This window comes from Deltaproteobacteria bacterium (genome assembly GCA_016177765.1).
In the GTDB taxonomy this organism is placed as follows: domain Bacteria; phylum UBA10199; class UBA10199; order JACPAL01; family JACOUP01; genus JACOUP01.
Genome location: JACOUP010000016.1, coordinates 1 through 3,243, shown reverse-complemented (window position 1 = coordinate 3,243; position 3,243 = coordinate 1). Strand labels below are relative to the sequence as shown.

4 protein-coding genes are annotated in these 3,243 nt (G+C 52.8%); all 4 read right to left on the bottom strand.

Going from position 1 to position 3,243, the window contains the following annotated elements; all coding sequences use genetic code 11:
- A partial coding sequence (locus tag HYS22_09375) for a gas vesicle protein GvpG (GenBank protein MBI1910362.1) occupies positions 1–179 on the bottom strand: 179 nt, incomplete at its 3' end.
- 71 nt (positions 180–250) lie between these two features.
- Positions 251–1,090 (bottom strand): GvpL/GvpF family gas vesicle protein, encoded by an 840-nt coding sequence (locus HYS22_09370; GenBank protein MBI1910361.1) that lies wholly within the window; start codon positions 1,088–1,090, stop codon positions 251–253.
- Positions 1,091–1,093: 3 nt separating this feature from the next.
- Positions 1,094–1,909, bottom strand: coding sequence for a GvpL/GvpF family gas vesicle protein (locus HYS22_09365; GenBank protein ID MBI1910360.1), 816 nt, complete (start codon positions 1,907–1,909; stop codon positions 1,094–1,096).
- A gap of 12 nt (positions 1,910–1,921) precedes the next feature.
- Positions 1,922–2,902 carry a GvpL/GvpF family gas vesicle protein gene (locus HYS22_09360; GenBank protein MBI1910359.1) on the bottom strand — a complete coding sequence of 327 codons (981 nt, stop codon included), beginning with the start codon at positions 2,900–2,902 and terminating at the stop codon, positions 1,922–1,924.
- Positions 2,903–3,243 lie beyond the last annotated feature (341 nt).

Sequence of the window (3,243 nt, the reverse complement as noted above, 5' to 3'; positions counted from 1 at the left end):
TTGACCAGCTCCTCTTCCCTTTTTTCGAACTCCGCTTCGGTAATCCGCCGGCTCTCAAGCTGCTCGTAAAGCTCCTTAAGCTCGTTCCTCACCTCATCCTCATTCATAAGTTCCCTTTCAGCCTGCTCAAGGATGTTTTCAGCAATAAACAGAAGAAAACTGTCGATTAGAAATGCCATAACGAACTCCGTTCCAATGCAAAATGCAAAGTGCAAACTGAAAAACGCAAAACAGAGAGGTAAAGGTCAATTTATGAATGCACCCCATTTTGATTTTTGCAATTTGCAATCTTCATTTTGTAATGTGTAAGCGACCCCAGCTCGGCTAGCTCAAGCTCGATGAAGTTGTGCGGCGCCCACGGCCCGCTGTAATCAAAGGTGAAGTTGCCATCAAAAAGGGCCGCCACCCGATGAACCGCCCCCTCAAAAAGCCCTTCCTTCCCTTTCTCAACGAGAAAAACCCCATTCATGACCATCTTCTCGTGGGTCGGCGGATTGATCTTGGCATCCACCGTGTAACCGCTGAGGACCTTCAGCACCCTCTCGGCATGTTTTTGCCTTTCCTGGTTGAGCTTGCTTTCAAACAGGCGTCCGAGCTCAATCTTTTCGCCCTGGGTGGGCTGGCGGGAGCGCCCGAAGATCGTATCGCGGAAATCGCGCAGCTCCCGATCCCTGTTGAGGAAGTATTCAAAGATATTATCCACGTCCCAGAGGATCCTTAAGCTCATCTCTACTTTGTTGCAGAGGCGCTCTAACTCCTGATCAATGCGAGGGTAGTTAACTTCAAGGACGCGGCGGAGTTCCCCGGCGCTGCGGACGATGTGGCCGAAGGCCATGGGAATGATAGTGAAGTTTTTGATCACCTCCTTAATTACCTCGTGGTGCGAGGTGAGGTCCTCTCTTACCGGTCTTATCTTGATCAGGGGGTGATCACTCACCACAGCCGCGATGTTCTTAAAGTTGACGGTGTAAACCTTGGCCCTTCTGAGGCCGATCGATGGAAGGTCCGGCTTACCTTCCGCCCGTATGATCCCGTAGAGATACCTCCCCTTCGGGAGATACGCGGGAATATATTGAATGGCGCCTTTCATCTGTTAAGCCGCCTCTGTCCCACCTTCCTCGTTAAGCACCTCAAAAAGCTCGATGTGCCTTATGAAGCTAAAGGGAACCCAGGGGCCATCCACCTTAATGGCGTAATCCTCGCCCAGGAGATCTGCTACCTTTTGGGCCGCAGCGTCAAAATCATTCCGGCGATCCTTGCGAACCAAAAAGACACCGTGCATTACCATCTTCTGTTCGGTGATCTCGTTGATCTCTACCTCCTCCACGGAATCTTGCACGCAAGTGATCACCTTTTCCGTGATCTCCCCCCTCGCCTCGGTCAGCGCGTCGTAGACGAGGGCGCCGACATCGATCCGCTGCTGGCGCGTGAGCGGGGTGGAGCTTCTAAGAACCCTGTCGCGCAGATGCCTCACCTCGCGACTTTTAGCTATTATGTATTCGAAGACGTTCTCCACGGCCCAACAGACCTTCAGCCCCATCTCCACCTTGTCCTTCAACCTGACGAGTTCCCCTTTCAGCTCATCATAGTTGGCCTTAAGCACCTTCCTGACCTTATCGGCATCGTCAGCCACTTGACCGAATTTTGCCGGAATAGCGGTGCACTCCTCGGAGACCCTTCTGATCGTCAGATGATACGGGGAGAGATTTTTTCTGAGGAACTTGATTTCTGTGACCGGGTAGTCGCTAACGACTGCAGCGATGTCCTGGTAAGGAATCGAGTAAACCCTGCCACCTTCCAGGCCAACCGGGCCAAACTCCCGCTCTCTATCCGAGAGAATAACCGCGTAGAGAAACTTCCCTTGCGACCTCTTCTCTTCCTCATCCAGCACCGCGTCTTGAGTTCCCATCCGTGTCATTACTTATCCGCTCCCACTTTTCACAATCACAGCGCTTTCCACATCCTCTTTGGTGAATGAGTAGATCCGGCCTTCCTCGAGCCAGCTATTATTTTCACAATAAGCCTCCAGGATCTCATAGGCCTGAGCAACGTTTCTGAAACGCTCCTCTGCGGCTGGATCATCGGGATTTCTGTCCGGGTGATGGGCCAGGCTGAGCCTTCTGTAGCAAGTCTTTACCTCCTCAAAGGAAGTCTTCTCCGGCAAACCCAGAGTCTTCCTGGCCTCGTCCACGACATCAAAGTTCCCCTGCGCAATCTCCAGACGGGTGAAGCTGTAGGGCGGCAGGGAACCCATGTACTTGAAGCCGACCCTCCCCTCGTACTCGTTGGCTAAATGGTTCACGGCCTCATCAAAAAGGGCTTCTTTTTCTCTCTCGACCAGATAACTGCGGTCAAAAATCATCTCTTCCCCGTCGGGCCTTCCTACAGTGAAATCCACTGCCACAGGGTAGAGACGATTGTGGATCGTGTTTACGATGGTCTTCTTTCTTTTATCTACGGCCTCAAAGACCCGCCTTCCAATGGCGATCCTCTGTTGGAGATCTACAGCTCCGGAGTCCTCTATCAGGATCTCATTTTTCGCCCCTAGAAGAACGGCGTGAAGATCCCACGAGGCGCGAACGGCCAGTTCGACTTTCCTCTCTAACCTCTTCAACTCCGCTTTGACCTGGAGGTAGATCCTTTGCAGTAGCTCTTTAACCTCGGCCGGACCATCGGCAATGGTTCCGAATCTCACCGGCGCTACGGTGCGCGTCTCGAAGATGCGACAGTTCACCTCTTGGTGCTTAAGAATAGATTCCGTTAATGCCTCTTTTTCCAAAGGACGGAAGCTGCTAGCCCTGAGCGGGCTCACAACCGCAGCGATCTCCCTATAAGAGATCGTTTCCAGCCTTGCACCCTCAAGCCCGGTAAAAGGGTAATCCCCTCCTCCGCATCCCGTCATACAATAAACAAATCTCCCTTCGTGGGGAGAGACAAACGTTTCACCGAGTTGGAGCCCGTTTGGACTTTGCGCGTGCGAGAAAAGGTTCAATGGTAGCTCCCCTCACTGGCGCGGCGAAGGGTCCTCAGCCTCGGCCCGCGAGCTCCTGACAAATTCCATGAGCTGCAGCTTGCCATCTTGCAACCTCACGCTGAGGATTGCAGCGCAGGCATTGCACTTGACCGGACCCTCATAATCCACATAGACATTCTCATCTAAGGCGACAGTGTGGCCACAATTTATGCAGTTCAGCTTCAGGTCGTATCTCATCCGCTCCTCCGTCAACCCCGATCCAAATTGCG